Annotated in this window: 12 protein-coding genes; 6 read left to right on the top strand and 6 right to left on the bottom strand. The window is 51.2% G+C overall.

Translation table 11 applies throughout. The features are described from left to right. Positions 1–24 precede the first annotated feature (24 nt). Complete coding sequence (locus tag ACN0YH_RS15050) at positions 25–429, top strand: hypothetical protein (RefSeq protein ID WP_417380395.1); 405 nt, start codon at positions 25–27, stop codon at positions 427–429. Between the two features lie 38 nt (positions 430–467). Here the strand turns inward: ACN0YH_RS15050 and ACN0YH_RS15045 are convergent, their stop codons facing one another. Further along, positions 468–917 carry a hypothetical protein gene (locus ACN0YH_RS15045; RefSeq protein ID WP_417380394.1) on the bottom strand — a complete coding sequence of 150 codons (450 nt, stop codon included), beginning with the start codon at positions 915–917 and terminating at the stop codon, positions 468–470. A 311-nt stretch (positions 918–1,228) separates the two neighbouring features. Further along, the gene (locus tag ACN0YH_RS15040) at positions 1,229–2,494 is read right to left on the bottom strand and encodes a PQQ-binding-like beta-propeller repeat protein (protein WP_417380393.1); all 1,266 of its coding nucleotides are present in this window, start codon (positions 2,492–2,494) and stop codon (positions 1,229–1,231) included. A gap of 257 nt (positions 2,495–2,751) precedes the next feature. On the opposite strand from ACN0YH_RS15040, the gene ACN0YH_RS15035 reads away from it, so the two are divergent. From ACN0YH_RS15035 to ACN0YH_RS15020, 4 genes are all read left to right on the top strand, one after another. Further along, positions 2,752–4,761 (top strand): sigma 54-interacting transcriptional regulator, encoded by a 2,010-nt coding sequence (locus ACN0YH_RS15035; protein ID WP_417380392.1) that lies wholly within the window; start codon positions 2,752–2,754, stop codon positions 4,759–4,761. Positions 4,762–5,265: 504 nt separating this feature from the next. Beyond that, a complete protein-coding gene (locus tag ACN0YH_RS15030; RefSeq protein ID WP_002647613.1) occupies positions 5,266–5,592 on the top strand; it encodes a hypothetical protein in 327 nt (108 codons plus the stop codon). Between the two features lie 119 nt (positions 5,593–5,711). After that, positions 5,712–7,037, top strand: a complete 1,326-nt coding sequence (locus ACN0YH_RS15025) for an alpha/beta fold hydrolase (protein ID WP_417380391.1) — start codon at positions 5,712–5,714, stop codon at positions 7,035–7,037. 385 nt (positions 7,038–7,422) lie between these two features. Further along, a complete protein-coding gene (locus ACN0YH_RS15020; protein WP_417380390.1) occupies positions 7,423–7,752 on the top strand; it encodes a hypothetical protein in 330 nt (109 codons plus the stop codon). A gap of 202 nt (positions 7,753–7,954) precedes the next feature. Here the strand turns inward: ACN0YH_RS15020 and greA are convergent, their stop codons facing one another. From greA to ACN0YH_RS15000, 4 genes are all read right to left on the bottom strand, one after another. Continuing rightward, positions 7,955–8,431: a transcription elongation factor GreA gene (gene greA, locus ACN0YH_RS15015; protein ID WP_417380389.1), complete on the bottom strand. Its 477-nt coding sequence runs from the start codon at positions 8,429–8,431 to the stop codon at positions 7,955–7,957. Between the two features lie 133 nt (positions 8,432–8,564). Continuing rightward, on the bottom strand, positions 8,565–9,722 hold the full coding sequence (locus tag ACN0YH_RS15010; RefSeq protein ID WP_417380388.1) for a Gfo/Idh/MocA family protein: 1,158 nt from the start codon (positions 9,720–9,722) through the stop codon (positions 8,565–8,567). Positions 9,723–9,779: 57 nt separating this feature from the next. Further along, entirely contained in the window at positions 9,780–10,832 is a 1,053-nt protein-coding gene (locus tag ACN0YH_RS15005; RefSeq protein WP_417380387.1) for a sugar phosphate isomerase/epimerase family protein, read from the bottom strand. Between the two features lie 87 nt (positions 10,833–10,919). Further along, positions 10,920–12,143 carry a hypothetical protein gene (locus tag ACN0YH_RS15000; RefSeq protein ID WP_417380386.1) on the bottom strand — a complete coding sequence of 408 codons (1,224 nt, stop codon included), beginning with the start codon at positions 12,141–12,143 and terminating at the stop codon, positions 10,920–10,922. Between the two features lie 512 nt (positions 12,144–12,655). Between ACN0YH_RS15000 and argC the strand changes: the two genes are divergently transcribed. After that, entirely contained in the window at positions 12,656–13,669 is a 1,014-nt protein-coding gene (gene argC / locus ACN0YH_RS14995) for an N-acetyl-gamma-glutamyl-phosphate reductase (RefSeq protein WP_417380385.1), read from the top strand. The last annotated feature ends 19 nt before the right edge of the window (positions 13,670–13,688 follow it).

Raw genomic sequence — 13,688 nt, 5'->3', positions numbered from 1 at the left:
GGCAGTGAGTCGATGCAGGCAGGCATGAAATCGAATCCGGGTAACAGGTGGAGACCACACTGGCTGGTTGCGCTGTGGCTCATTCTGCTCAGCTTCACGAGTCTGGCTGCCTGCACCGGGTTCAGGTCGGTCGTGCCTGCCCCTCTGGTCTTTGAAGAGCAGTCGGCAAAACTCCTGGAGATTGCGCCTTTGGGAACTCCCAAGGAACAGGCGATTCGTGAGTTAAACGATGCGGGAATATCAGGCGATTTTGCGTCCAGTCCTTCGATCTATTATTGTGATCTATGGCAGCGTGAAGATGGCACAATGTGGCATTTGAATGTCGCGCTACTGTTTAATGAGGATGGGACACTTTATAAAACCCGCCCGGCCCAGGCTGATGTCAGCTGGGAGAAGGATGCGCCCGCCACGGAACAGGCAGAGCTCTGAGTCGTTCTCGCTGTCTCTCAAAGTAGAGCAGTGCAAAGCTATTGGTCTACGGGGTCTGCGGGTTTCTCGAGCAACTGGATATGTCCCTGGCAGAATTTGCAGGCTGCGACTGAGCCCAGATACTTGTGGGCAATGCGCAGTTCCTGCCGGCAGTGGGGACAACTGGTATAGAAGCCTTGGGAGATGGCTTTGCTGGCATCTATTTTCAGGGAGAAAGGGGCCTGACAAAATTTGCAGGAGACCTGTTTGCCCAGGTATTTCTTATGGACGCGTAATTCTTTATGGCAGTCGGGGCACTGGAAAAAATACCCGGCCGGATAGGCATCGCAGCAGACAGCCAGTTCTTTCAGTGGGTGGAACGCAGGAATCTCTACTGTGTCGTGCTCCAGATCATCGTTGAGCAGTTCACGGCAGGTTTGACAGTGTACCAGATTTGCAGGCATGTCCTCCCCACATTGCGGGCAGGGGCCACCGGGCCAGGCGGGCATAATAAATCCTTGTTTTTCAATCAGTCAGTTATCAGGTTGCTGAAGTTTCGAGATGGCCCGTTATCTCGGTCGAGGTTTAGACTGTGTCCAGTTTTACTGTAGCGTCTCCAGGTCCACCAGGACCGAGTATATTAGATTGACAGACGCCATGGTTTAAATGTGATGCGCTCTAGTTTTAATATAAAGGATTCCACATAGATCATTGTGAAAGCGTAGAAGTGAAAAGGACTGTTCTAGCTCTGATTGTAGCAAACCCATGGGGGAGAATGAATCAAATTTTATAACATATCATGCTCATTCCACCGCGTAAACTAATTTTTAGGTTGCAGGCAGTATAAGTGTTTGAAGGTTCTCAGAAACATCTGTTTGTTGGCAACGACCACGGTCGCATGGCTGGGATCTCCAAGTTTAACTTTTCCATGTGATTTGAACTGGGGAGAGGCTTCCACCATGGCGACATCACCATTTTCATTGATGCAGTACAGGACGCCGTTAATACAGACAGGAGAGCTGCTGAAGTCGCCGTCAATGCGTTCAGTCCAGATGTTTTTCTGAGTTGCGATGTCGACACAGCTGACGACGCCGGCATCACCCCAGAGGTAGAGATGGCCTTCATAGACAACTGGAGTCGGTACGTAAGGGAGTTTGGTAGATCGCTGATATTTAATGTGGCTCTCTTTGATGTTACCGGAACCGGTGGGGTCTACGCCGTACAGCAGCTTACCTCTACCACCACCACCGCAGGTCGCGAAGATCAGTCCTTCGCCGTAAACAGGGGAAGAAACCGTGCGTTGAGGAAACTCACCCGTGGTCCAGTTAAGTTTCCCTGTTTCGGGGTCGAGGCTGCTGACGCCTGTGGCACCGCTGACACAAATCAGTTGAGGTCCGGTATTGGGGTGATTGATAATGATGGGGGTTGCATAGGATGTTCTACGGACTGCCCGGTCTGCCTTCCAGACTGTTTTACCGGTCAGTTTATTGAAAGCCGTGACAAAGCTGGGCCCCTGCTGATCATTGGTCGCGATGACCAGGTCTTTGTAGATGATGGGGGAACTGCCGTGTCCATGCTGGCTGGTAAAGGTTCCCAGGTTGCGTTCCCAGATTTTATTCCCTTTGAAGTCGTAGGCAATCAGCAAGTAAGATTCTTCATCCGCAAACTCAACATATACATGTTCTCCATCGGTGGCGGGGGTACTGGAAGCCCAACTACCCTTGCGGTGTTTATGACTCTTTTTCAGTTTGGTATCCCGTCGCCATTTTTCTTTTCCGGTTTTAGGGTCGATGCAGAACAGGTAACGGGTTTCGCCTTCGTCGATCGCCGAGGTAACAAACAGGTTATCTTCCCAGATGGAAGGGGATGAATGACCTATTCCAGGCAGTTCCCTGTGCCAGGCGTAGTCTTTCTCGGTCCACTCCAGGGGATAGCCTTTTTCGTCCGAAATACCTGAGCCGTCAGCTCCCCGAAAGCGAGGCCAGTTTTCTGCCTGCAGTGCGGTCAGCGTTGTAAGGGAGCAGCATACTATCAGCATGATTCGCAGGGTGCGAGTAAAACAGCGGTTGGAGAGTAGTCTGTTCATGGGAGATTCTCGTTTGAGGCAGGATGTAATTCAGATTTCACATAATAAGCTTGACGAATTTTATGTTCTGGTGCAAGTTAATTGAATATAATAAATGTCCGGGCTATCGTAAGTAAATAGGGCGTACTGATTTCGGCAATGTTTGCGGGGCGGGTGCCTGTTGGCTCTATCATGAGGGATCACGTTCGCTGGATTTCAACAGTGAAACCAGTCCTGTGTCATCATACATGCATAATTCTGAAAAGAAAAACTCAAACGTGACTTCCTCAGTAGCGTATCTGATCGTTCAAGAACTGGAAGAGCGGGGCAAGGTGTATCGTCTGGTAGATCGCCAGGTGATGACCATCGGCCGCGCGCCCACGAACCGGATAGTGCTCGACGACGAAGTCTGCAGCCGCAATCATTGTGAGATTTTCTACAGTGACTCAGCCTGGTACATCCGCGATCTGGGCAGTCGAAACGGAACACTGGTGCAGGGGATTCCCATCAGCCAGGACTACGAACTCCAGGATGGGGATGTTGTAGAGATTGGTGACAGTCAGGCAATTTTTACGTTTGATGTATCTCGATTCTCCTCTCGTCCCACGTCAGATGGCTCCAGTGCCGAACTGGAGAGTGAGACAATGGGCGGGGGGCATCAGTCCAGCTGGGATGAATTCAATATTCCAGAGATCATTCAGCGGAAAAGTCATTCCCGTTTTCACACACCGCTTCCCCCTTCTAATGTGGATCGTGATCGAGATCGGACCAGTCGTGAGCTGGGGCGGCTGTATCGTCTGGCGCTGGAGATGGGCAATGTCCAGTCTGAGCAGGAATTGTCGCAGATCGTATTGAATGGTTTGTTTGAGGGGACCAGTGCGGACATTGGTGCCATTTTGTATTTTGATCCGACACAACAGCAGGCACGCAAACCGGAAAATCTGAAGGTGATTGCTTTTCAGTCGGTTGATGAGCTGCCTTACCAGAAACCATCCAATTTCCTGTCCGAAATGGTTTTTGCCGAGGGGGATGCGATTCTGGCCCATAATATCGCGGACGACAGCAAGTTGTCGACGCGTGACAGCCTGGGAAAGATCCATGCCCAGAGTGTCATCTGTGCGCCTCTGCGCAATAAACGGGGGGTGGCGGGGCTGATCCACCTGTATGCGACCAATCCTGATAATCCATTGGATTCTGATGACCTGGAGTTCACGCTGGCTCTGGCGGATCAGCTGGCCATTTCGTTTGAGAACCTGAGTGAGAAACTGCGCCTCTCGGATGGTCTGGCACGGATGGAAGGCGAAAACAAGGCCTTGCGGGAGCAGCTGGAGCTTGAGAGTGAACTGGTAGGGAAAAGCCCCAGTATGACTTCAATGAAGGCGCAGATCCTGCGAATTGCTCCTACAGATGCCAGTGTGCTGATTCGTGGTGAGAGCGGAGTTGGTAAAGAGCTGGTGGCACGAGCCATCCATTTCAACAGCCAGCGAAAGAAACATCCGTTTGTCTGTATGAACTGTGCGGCTCTGAGCGAAGGTCTGCTCGAGAGTGAATTGTTCGGGCATGAAAAGGGGGCATTTACCGGAGCAACCGGTCAGAAGCCTGGTAAATTCGAACAGGCACATAAGGGGACCTTGTTTCTGGATGAAGTCGGGGAAATGTCCCTGGGAGTGCAGGCCAAGTTTCTGAGGGTACTGGAGGGGCACTCTTTTGAGCGAGTGGGGGGCAGTGTATCAATTAATGTTGATGTAAGGGTGGTCGCCGCGACAAACCGGGACATGGAAAAGGCGGTCGCGAAAGGAATTTTCCGGCAGGATCTTTATTTTCGCCTGCACGTGGTAGAGGTCAGCGTGGATCCGCTACGTGTACGTGCGGATGACATCCTGCTGCTGGCAGATTATTTTCTGAATCGCTTTGTGGTCAAAACAGGGCGGCCGATTCGTGGTTTCACCGAGGAGGCAAAGGAATTGCTGGAAGCATATCACTGGCCCGGTAATGTCCGCGAACTGCAGAATACGATCGAGCGGGCTTTCATATTGTGTACCAGCGATATTATAGATGCTTCGGATATCCAGTTGTCGGCAGTGGGAATGGAGAGTGATCCCCAATCTGTACTCCCCCCGGCTCACACCCGGTTTCGCGAGGTCTCACTGGAGATTGTGGAGCAGGAGCATATCCTGGCTGTGCTGGATAATACCAACTGGAACAAATCTCGGTCGGCACAAATTCTGGGAATTGAGCGTTCGACTCTGGATCGGAAACTGAAACGCTATGGGATTCATCGTCCGTGAGTTGTATACGAGTGCTACTGTTGAAAGTAGTCACCATGTGGTTTTGAGTCATCAAAATCCTGCAGATTCAGCCGAAACGGCAGGGGAAATCTGAATCTCAGGCGAGAGTTGCCTGTTGAGGGATTCGATTTCAAAGTAGTTTGCAAAAATGTCAAAAATCTTGTTGACATTTTACCATAAAAACTAAAGAATTGTCCTAGAAACAGGGGATACCTAATAGGTGTCCTCTCTTGCGGTTTTCAACTGCAGCCAAAAAAACTCGGGATGTTTTTTAACCACTAATTTAGAAGAGTTTCCCACCTGAAAAAACCTCCCACACCCTTGGAGGGTGTTGCTTTCAATCTCCCAAATAACGCAATGGATGCGTACGCTACGAGCGATTGAATTTCTCGGTTTGGTAGAGATGACTGATTGTTTTGTTCCACGTAGAAGGTTTGTCCACTCATAGTGGTATGAGTGGAGATTCTGGACTTTTATAATTGTTGTTGGAGAAAGAAGAAGAGAATGTCGGCATTTTTGATGGGTACGGATGACGTTGAGACTCTTTCATACGAACTTGAAGATGATCAGTCATTGGTCAGCTACGAAGATGGTGATTACCAGGATTTTTCTGGTGAAGGGTACGATCCCAACTTCGATGCTCTGTTCGGTGAAGAAGAGTATCGTGAAATGGGCATTAACCCAGATGAAGCAACACAGGCAAAGCCCGGTTCAGAACAGAAGGTTCTGATGCTGGCTGCACGCTATGCTGCTGGTCTGCCACTCTGGAATAACAGTGATTGTTATGATCACGGTCCAGGAGAAAACCTGCTGCAGGGACTTCTTGCTTAATATCATCGTTTCGCAGCGTCTTTTTTCACAACGCGAATCGTTATGTTTCCGATAGAAAAGGGTCTTCAGTCAATTGCCTGAAGACCCTTTCCTTGCGCTGAGACAGAGGGGTTGATGGCATGAGACAGACGATTTTGTGTGGAGTTCTGTTGTTCTTTGCTACCATCGCCTTGGAGGCCAGGGCCGCTGAGAAGACAGCAGATGAACTGGCGCGGGAATTCGTCAACCGACTGGCTCAGAGGGAGTACAGTCAGGCTGCCGCCAGCTTCGACAGTCAAATGAGTCATCGCCTGCCTGCAGACAAGCTCAAGGATCTCTGGAAGGGGATTCTCGCTCAATGGGGAGAACTGCAGGAAATTCAGCGCATTCGGCAGCAGGCGGTTCAGCAGTATCAGGTCGCTATCGTAACCTGTCGCTTCCAGAAGGGACTACTGGATGTGAAGGTTGTCTTCTCAGCGAATCAGAAGATCTCTGGATTGTTCTTTCTCCCTGCCGGCCGCTATCAAAGCCCTGCCTACGTGAAACCGAACCTGTTTAAAGACTCGGAAGTTATTATCGGAACCGGGCTCTGGTCGCTGCCGGGGACACTCTCCGTGCCGACAGGGGAGGGGAAATTGCCAGCTGTCGTGTTGGTGCATGGTTCCGGCCCACAGGATCGGAATGAAACGATCGGCCCGAATCAACCATTTCGTGATCTGGCGGAGGGGCTCGCATCACGGGGAATCGTGGTGTTACGGTATGAGAAACGCACAAAGCATCATCAGTTGAAAATGGCACTCCTGTCGGGAAACCTGACAGTCAGGGAAGAAACCGTCGAGGATGCCGTCTCGGCAGTTCGGTTCCTCCAGTCTCATGAGCGGATCGACAGAACCCGGGTTTATGTTCTGGGGCACAGTCTGGGAGGCTACCTGCTTCCCCAAATGGGAGCAGAGGAGCAGGAGATTGCCGGTCTGATCAGTCTGGCGGGCTCGACACGGCCTCTGGAGGAGATCGTACTGGCACAGGTGAAGTATCTTTCCTCCCTGAACAATGAGGACCCCGCTGCAAGCCGACAGAAGCTGCAAAAACTGGCAGAACAGGTGGCGATGGTAAAATCATCCGGTCTGAAGCCGGAGACTCCCGCCGATCAACTGCCTTTGGGAATCCCCGCCCGTTACTGGCTGGCTTTGAGAGGCTATGATGCCACAGAGAGTGCCAGAACGCTTCAGAAGCCGTTTCTGGTCCTGCAGGGCGAGCGGGATTATCAGGTGACGATGGATGACTTCACGAAGTGGAAACAGGCTCTGGGGAGCCGGAAGGATGTCCGGTTCAATACGTACCCGAAACTGAACCACCTGTTCATGGCTGGTGAGGGGATTGCAACTCCCACGGAATACCTGAAACCGGGCAATGTTGCTGAGGAAGTGGTTCGCGACATCGCGGATTGGATCCACGGTCAGAAGTAGTTCATCGATCAACATTTCAGGGTGGAAAGCTTAGGAAGAATTTGCCTGGTTTCCGCTGGTAGTTTGCTGTGGTATCAGTGGTCGGCGGGAGTTGTTGCAGGCGTTCGCACACTTTTTGAGCATTCCCCAGAGCAGCCGCAAATAAACGACGCACACGGGTACTTCAAATTTGGGCCGTTCATATTGGGAGCGGGTTAAGATTCGGTTCAAAGTTGAATTGATTAAGTGTTGTGTGTTGAAACAGATACGAGCATCGCGTATCACTGTCAGCGTGTCGTGATTGCTGTTTTTTTTGAACTGTTTTCTTTTCGGCACATGATTCGCGACTGTCCTGAAAACAGTACCAAACAAAGCCGACACACTTTTTTTAAGTTGGATGATTGCAATGTCTTTGCAAATTTTACAAAAGCCAGAGCGTACCGTTGCAGAAGAAACAATCTCAGTAGCACATCGTTCTGAACGTGTGGAACGGGAAGTCTCCCAGCGATTCACCGCATCATGGGATTCCTGTCCTGCTCCTGCCAAGCTGGAATCAGAGATTCTGTCAGGCACGCATCGCCAGGTTCAGAACGTCAAAGTTCGCTGTGATCATGCAGGAATTACCGTGTATGGTGTGAGTTCCAGTTATTATCTGAAGCAACTGGTCACCCAAACCGTGCAGACATTTGCACCATCGGTTCCACTGATGAATCGAGTTCTGGTTCAGGCCAAATAGCCTGTTGCAGATCAATTGAGGCATCTTCGGGGCACGTGGGCCCCTGGTTGTGGGAAACTTGATGCTTCTTTTCCATCTGCGGAACTCGAGACAGGCTGGATGTCTGACGTTTTCTTTTATCTGCCTGGGACGAAACGATATAAAAAAAGCGGCGTGAGATAATTCTCAGGCCGCTTTTTGTTTTTTCCGTCCTGGAATGAAATCAGTCTTCAATCTCTAGTACTTCGAATCGGAGTGTGCCTGAGGGGACTTCTACTTCGACCTTGTCGCCGACTTTTTTGTTGAGCAGGCCTTCTGCGAGTGGACTGGATGTGAGAATTTTCATGACTTCACCCATATAGTCTTCTTCACCCGGTCCTACGAATTCATATTTCTCATCCAGACCGTCATCCAGATTCTTCACGGTTACTACAGAACCGAACGTCACTACTCCCTTGGGCATTGTGGATTTATCAGCAATATAGCAGTTAGCCAGTTTGGATTTCAGCTGGTTGATTTTTGCCTGCGTCATCCCCTGTGCTTCCCGTTGGGCATGGTATTCGGTGTTTTCTTTCAAATCACCTTCCGCGCGGGCCTCTGCGATACTTTCTGCAATCTCGGGCATTCTTTCGCTTTCGAGATAACGAATTTCTTCGCGCAGTTTGTCGTACCCTTCTTGTGTGATTGGATGACGGTCCATCTTTTTGACTCCCGATTCGTGATAACTTCAGTTTTTAGATTCATTATATAGCAAAAACGGGCGACGCAGAGTGCCACCCGTTTTTACAAAGACTTGTTATGCAGGCATTATAGCAGAAAACGTGCCTGCAATGCTATGCTATTTCAACCCATTGCTTGTCTTTCGCACTTTGCAGAACAGCGTCGCAGACTTTCTGCGTTTCCAGTGCGGCACGGAAGTCGGGTTGGGTTGGATTACCAGTATCGAGTCCCTGGAAGAAGTCTGCCAGGGCATTGGTAAAGGTGTGTTCGTATCCGATGGTACAACCGGGAACCCACCAGTGATCCATATAAGGATGCTCGAAGTTGGTAACATGGATCCGTCGCCAGCCGGTGACATGGTCTTCTACTTTCTGACCGGTAGTAGGGTTGGCGTATTCGAAGTACTGCAGGATCTGTGGGTCTTCCAGATCGAAGAAGACCGAACCGTCTTCGCCGTTCAGTTCGAACGTGTTGAAGTTTTTACGTCCGCGGGCATAACGGGAGCTTTCGAAGGTTCCCATCGAGCCATTGGCGAAACGGGCCAGGAACATGCAGGCATCGTCGATTTCGACTTTCGTCTTTTCGCCGGTTTCCTGGTGAACGCGTTCTTTGATAAAGGTTTCCGTGGCGGCAGAGACCGAAGTGATCGGCCCGTTGAGCCAGATGGCCGAGTCAATCGAGTGGGCCAGCAGGTCACCTGTAACACCACTCCCGGCGACTTTCGCATCCAGACGCCAGAGTGTGGCGCCGCCCTGGGGAACGTCTTCTGCGATCGTCCAGTCCTGTAGATAAGCGGCCCGGTAATGGAACGGGCGGCCGATACGTTTTTCGTCGACCAGCTGTTTCGCCAGCGTAATGGCAGGGACACGGCGGTAGTTGAACCAGACCATGTTCGCGACGCCTGCCTTTTCGATGGCCTCGGTCATCGCGACTGCTTCGGCGGTGTTCATGGCCAGCGGTTTTTCGCAGAGTACCATTTTGCCAGCTTCGGCGGCTGCAATGGCGATATCGTGATGCGAGTTATTGGGGGTCGTGATGTCGATCAGGTCGATGTCATCCCGTTCGATCAGCTTTCGCCAGTCCGTTTCGTAGGACTCCCAGCCCCAGTTTTCAGCGAAGTCCTTGATTTTGTCTTCGCTGCGGGCACAGCAGGCCTGCAGGACAGGCGTGTGTTCGATATCAAAAAATTTACCGACTTGTCTATAAGCATTGGAGTGGGTACGTCCCATGAATCCGTAGCCGATCAGGCCGACGCGTACGGGTTTGCTCATTGGTGTGACTCCTTCAATATGAAAATACAGGTTGAAAATAAAACGAGTTAAGCAGTATCAGGACCAGCCGTGGGCTTCGCGGACATTGATCATGGCTTCCAGAATGTCATTCCATGTCTGTGGGCTCATCATGATCTCGTTGGAGAACATGCAGCCATCCCAGCAGATATGTTCGAATTTCTTCGTGGGATCGCCGTTTTCATCTTTGAGCCAGTAGCCGGCCCGTTTGACGATATCGAGCTTGCCATTCGGATCTTTGGGCAGACAGTGTCGACCGGTTTTGTCGTGCGAACCGGTTCCATGCACGGTGCCATCATTCTGGGCGACGTGGAAATCGATCGTCCAGGGACGCAGGGCATCGGTCAGGGTTTTATAGGCGGCGTCGAATGTCGCTTCATCATTCCAGTCGAAGTCCTCGGGGAGCAGACGATCTTCAGGAGCGTTATAACCCATCAGGTAAAGCAGGGTGTGTGACATGTCTGCCTGGAAACCCAGTGTTTCGGGTCGATCCACCATTTCCAGCAGTTGCACCATGCGTTTCCAGCTATGCATACCGCCCCAGCAGATTTCGCCTTCGGCGGCGAGTCGTTCGCCATGATCGGCGGCGATGTCGGCTGCCTGTTTAAAAGTCTCGGCGATTTTGGCCTGATTACCTTCCGGGTCGCCGACCCAGTCACTCACGCCAGCCGCGGAGTCGAGCCGCACGACCCCGTAAGGGCGGACGCCCAGTTCTCGCAGTTTTTTTGCAATGGTACAGCCTTTGAGTACCTGTTCGAGGAACTGGCCTCGTTCCTCTGCGCTACCCATGGCCGAGCCACCACCGGTGGGAGGCCAGACAGGAGCCACCACCGAACCAATGACCAGGTTACGACTCTGGACTTTTTCGGCCAGTTGTTTCAAATCGTCGTCGGTAGAGTCGATGCTGACGTGAGGATCGAACAGGAACAGGTCGGTCCCGTCAAATTTGATACCATCGACTTCCGCGGCGGCGGTCAGGTCGAGCATGGTGTCTAGATCAATGGGAGGTTCGGAATCAGGGCCTTTACCGACCACTCCCGGCCAGGCTGCATTATGAAGTTTGGGTAAGCTGTTAGCTGCGTTATCACTCATGAGACGGTCCTTCATGTTAGCAGGAGTTGAGAGATCAAAAAGAAAACTGCCCGAGAGTTCGGGCAGTTCCTGTGTGATAGATCGGTTTTATTTACGGTAGTCACCGATGTTGGGGGCACTCGGACAGGCATCGGGGCCGAAGTAGCGGAGTGAAACCAATGGCTCACTACCAGTATTTTCAATGGTGACACCCGATTGAGCAGTTTTTTCGGTCACGAAGACTTCATCTTCGGTCATTTCCCCGAAGCGGATCATGGCAGGTGTCTGCAGTCGCAGATTCCCGATGGTACCTTCACCCTGGACTGTGATCCAGCTGTAAGCACCAGAGTCTTTGATCGTGACTTTCGCGCCGGGATCGACGGTCAGTTCCTTGGCTGTAAAGAGCTGTTCGCCTTTGACCTTACCGTAAACGATCCAGCGATCAACATACCCGTCGGCTGCGGTATCGCCAATGGCGATGGGTTCAAGGTAGTTATTGTCCTTGAAGTTGGGGTCGACGTTCGCTTCCCAGTCGAGGGCTTCGACGAGATATTCGTTATCGTCGTGCTTATCTTCGGGGAAATCTTTCGTCAGCAGTGAGCGGGGAACCGCACGGCCTTCCACCATGGACTGGTACATCCCAAAGACGTCACTACCCCACTGTGGTTCGTAGGTTACGAGACTTCCAGGAGCGTGTAAAACGCAGGGAGGAATCAGCCAGCCAGTACCCGGTTTGAGTCGGTAGGCTTTGGAGAGATCCAGGATCCCGTTATCGCCATCATTCCAGCGGTCCAAGCAGTCAATGACATCCTGTTTGGTGGTACCAGGTTCCAGACCCATGAATGTATACGGGAAATTATTGCCGATGGCATTCATCTGGGGAGGGAAGTAATAAGACTCAGGTTTGCCTTCCTGGCCGACTTTTGCAGCCTGCTCTGCGTTTTGGTGCATATGATGAGGAATCGGGCCCATGTTATCAAAGAATTTGGAGTAGACGGGCCAGCGGTTGTATTTACCCCAGATGGCATCACCAATGATTTCTGCACCAAGTTCACTGATGGCGTCCCGCAGAGTGAATCTTTCTCCGCCGAAGACGCAGTAGCTTAAACCTTCATCATCGGGTGCACCTTCGTTGGCGGCAACGGTGGTGGAGCCAAACCAGCGTTCGTCGATTCCCCCACGGTGGGTTCCTAATGCATAGTAGTCATTGGGGTGCAGCTTCAGTCGGCGACCAGGCTGCAGAAATGATCGGGGGACCCATGTCGGGGACAAACGAAAAATTCCACCACCTTCAGTCAGCGCATCGGTGGCTAATTTGGCAACGTTAGACATTCTATCCTCTTCTTTATTCCGTGTTGAACTGGCGCATGTTCGCTGGTGACCCTGATGACGACCTCACCGAAAGCATCATCTGTTTGAAGGGTCTGGAACACAGGCAAATTGAATGGCTGTCGAAAAACGACCTGAATCAATGATTTTATTGTGATGTTTCTACCCGTTTTTGAAAAGGAAACCGAATTGTTTTTGCCGCTTAATTTGAAAGAATCACAGTCAAACTCGGTGTGAGTGTTGACTTTGTTGATTCTAAACAACCATTATTAAATCAGTGTGATGGCGCGTTCTGAATCGATTCATCAGCTCAGAAGGTTGAACGGATTTCTTTTTTCTCTGTCTGATGCTTTGCCAGTGTTTACAGAACAGAATCTGGATAAAGCAGGCGATCCTTTCTGAGCAGTTACTTGTCGTCACCGTAATCAGGCTTAGAATGTACGTTTTCAATCTTTAATTGGCAGAAGTCGATCAGATGACGGCTCTGCAGCGAAACTTTATCGGATCAGTAAATAATGACAAAAGTTGCCATCATGGGAGCTACCGGTTATGCGGCTCTGGAACTCATCAAAATTCTGCTGCGAAATCCAGACGTTGAAATTGTGGCGTTGACTTCCCGTTCTGAAGAATCGCCGCATATCAGTGAGATCCATCCCTGTCTGAGCGGTCGCCTGGATCTGTGCTGCGAAGCACTGACGCCTGCCGAGATTGCCGAACGGTCCGACTTTGTCTTCTGTGCACTCCCGCATGTGGCGAGTATGGAAGTCATTCCCGATCTGCTGGCAGAAGGCTGTCGGGTCGTGGATCTGAGTGCCGACTATCGGTTGAGCGATCCTGCCGTCTATGAAAAATGGTATCACCACGTGCATATCGATCCCACGCGCCTGGGGAGTACCGTGTATGGTCTACCCGAGTTGTGGGCGGAAAAAATACCGGGAGCAGATCTGATTGCCAACCCGGGTTGTTACACGAGTACGGCGATTCTGGGGCTGGCGCCTTTGATGGAAGCCGGTCTGATTGAACCGACGGGCATTATTATCGACGCCAAAAGTGGTGTGAGTGGGGCCGGGCGGAATCCCAAGCTGGGCACCCTTTATCCCGAATGCAATGAAAGTATTACCGCATATGGAGTTGGCACCCATCGCCATACTCCCGAAATTGAAGAAGTACTGACCACGGTTGGCGGGAAAGAAGTAAAAGTAACCTTTACACCACACCTGACGCCGATGAATCGGGGAATTCTGGCGACCATGTACCCCCGCCTGACCAAAGCTGCCAGTCGCGAAGAGTTGCTGGACGTGTATCGATCCTTTTATGAAGGCAAACCGTTCGTCCGAATCATCAATGCGATCCCGGCGACGAAGAATGTTTCGGGTACCAATTACTGTGATATTTCAGTGCAATTTGCCGGTGATCAATTGATTGTGTTCTCAGCCATCGATAATTTGATCAAAGGGGCAGCGGGTGTTGCCGTCCAGAATTTCAATCTGATGGCTGGTTACCCGGAAATAACGGGCCTGATCGTCTGAAACAATTTTACCGTGAGGA

Source organism: Gimesia sp., from assembly GCF_048262075.1.
Lineage (GTDB): Bacteria > Planctomycetota > Planctomycetia > Planctomycetales > Planctomycetaceae > Gimesia.
This window is presented reverse-complemented; position numbering and strand designations above follow the sequence as displayed.

What these genes read in the sequence shown, in the direction of transcription:
- ACN0YH_RS15025 (WP_417380391.1), top strand. Translation starts at nt 5,712, where the DNA reads ATGAGACAGACGATTTTGTGTGGAGTTCTGTTGTTCTTTGCTACCATC.
- argC (WP_417380385.1), top strand. Translation starts at nt 12,656, where the DNA reads ATGACAAAAGTTGCCATCATGGGAGCTACCGGTTATGCGGCTCTGGAA.
- greA (WP_417380389.1), bottom strand. Translation starts at nt 8,431, where the DNA reads ATGGACCGTCATCCAATCACACAAGAAGGGTACGACAAACTGCGCGAA.
- ACN0YH_RS15050 (WP_417380395.1), top strand. Translation starts at nt 25, where the DNA reads ATGAAATCGAATCCGGGTAACAGGTGGAGACCACACTGGCTGGTTGCG.
- ACN0YH_RS15020 (WP_417380390.1), top strand. Translation starts at nt 7,423, where the DNA reads ATGTCTTTGCAAATTTTACAAAAGCCAGAGCGTACCGTTGCAGAAGAA.
- ACN0YH_RS15005 (WP_417380387.1), bottom strand. Translation starts at nt 10,832, where the DNA reads ATGAGTGATAACGCAGCTAACAGCTTACCCAAACTTCATAATGCAGCC.
- ACN0YH_RS15045 (WP_417380394.1), bottom strand. Translation starts at nt 917, where the DNA reads ATGCCCGCCTGGCCCGGTGGCCCCTGCCCGCAATGTGGGGAGGACATG.
- ACN0YH_RS15040 (WP_417380393.1), bottom strand. Translation starts at nt 2,494, where the DNA reads ATGAACAGACTACTCTCCAACCGCTGTTTTACTCGCACCCTGCGAATC.
- ACN0YH_RS15000 (WP_417380386.1), bottom strand. Translation starts at nt 12,143, where the DNA reads ATGTCTAACGTTGCCAAATTAGCCACCGATGCGCTGACTGAAGGTGGT.
- ACN0YH_RS15030 (WP_002647613.1), top strand. Translation starts at nt 5,266, where the DNA reads ATGTCGGCATTTTTGATGGGTACGGATGACGTTGAGACTCTTTCATAC.
- ACN0YH_RS15010 (WP_417380388.1), bottom strand. Translation starts at nt 9,722, where the DNA reads ATGAGCAAACCCGTACGCGTCGGCCTGATCGGCTACGGATTCATGGGA.